The sequence below is a fragment of the Mycobacterium sp. E787 genome (assembly GCF_001668725.1).
Classification (GTDB): Bacteria; Actinomycetota; Actinomycetes; order Mycobacteriales; family Mycobacteriaceae; genus Mycobacterium.
This window is the reverse complement of the sequence record NZ_LZKL01000069.1, coordinates 1-1,290: the sequence shown is the minus strand read 5'-3', so window position 1 is coordinate 1,290 and position 1,290 is coordinate 1. Positions and strand designations below refer to the sequence as shown.

The 1,290-nt window shown below is 68.2% G+C and carries 1 protein-coding gene; it reads right to left on the bottom strand.

From position 1 onward, the window contains the following. Window positions 1-1,290: HAD-IC family P-type ATPase (locus A5705_RS29185; protein ID WP_156763126.1), on the bottom strand; the 1,290-nt coding region annotated here is incomplete at both ends.

Here is a 1,290-nt window from a genome sequence, read left to right as displayed (position 1 = left end):
AAGGTTTTCCAGGAACCACCCGGTGTGAAACGCCACCTCGCCGGCGTGCAGGATGCCGAGCATGAATCCGAAGGTCAGGAAGTCGAACAGCGAGTTGATGGGCCCGAACGTCAGCATGAACCTGCGGATGAAGGCGACGTTCCAGTGCGCCGGCGCATCGCGTTGCTCCTCATCGACGCGGTCGGTGGGGATCGCCAACTGCGAGGCATCGTAGAGCAGGTTGCCCAGCAGGATCTGGCTGGGCAGCATCGGCAGAAACGGCAAGAACGCCGACGCGGCGGCGGCGCTGAAGGTGTTGCCGAAATTGCTCGATGTGCCCATGAACACGTACTTGATGGTATTGGCGAAAATCCTTCTGCCCGTGGCCACCCCGGTGGCCAGCACCCCCAGGTCCTTTTCCAGCAAGACCACGTCGGCCGCGTCCTTGGCCACGTCGGTGGCGCTGTTGACGGAGATGCCCACATCGGCGGCGTGCAATGCCAGCGCGTCGTTGACCCCGTCGCCGAGAAACCCCACCGATCTTCCGGTGCGGCGTGCCGCGGTGATCAGCCGCGCCTTCTGCTCGGGGGAGATGCGCGCGAAGATGGTGTGGTTTTGCGCGGCGTCGACGAACCCGTCGTCGTCGAGGGGTTCCAGCTCGGCGCCGGTGAGAGTGCCCTTGGACGCCAAACCCAGGTCATTGCAGACCTTTTCGGCGACCCGCGGATTGTCGCCGGTGGCGATCTTGAGCTCGATGCCCAGTTCGGCCAGCTGTGCCAGCGACTGGCGCGCCGCGGGTTTGGGTTCGTCGGCGAAGACCAGAAAGCCGGCCAGCGTCAGGTCGTGTTCGTCGTCGGCGGTGAGCTCCGTCAGCTCGGCGGCCGGGCGGGTGGCGACGGCGACCACCCGCCGTCCGGCGGCGAACAAGTCCGCCAGGGTCGCATCCGCGGCCGCCGGCGTCCCGTCGCACCGGTCCAGGACCTGTTCGGGGGCGCCCTTGACGACGAGGAGGCGGTTGCCGTCGTCGTCGACCAACACCGACGTCGCGCGCCGCTCGTGGTCGAACGGCAGCAGCGCGACGCGGCGCACCGCGCCGCCCACCAGTTGCTGTGGCTGCGGGGAGTCCCACAGCGCGGCGTCGAGCGGATTGGCGCTCACCACACCGGATTCCGGGTCGACGTCGGTGGCCAGCAGCCCGAGCCGCCGGACCGGCTCGGCCGGCGCACCGGCCGGATCGATCGTGCCGACCAGGCGGATGCGGCCTTCCGTCAGCGTGCCGGTCTTGTCGGTGATCAGGATGTCGATGTCGCC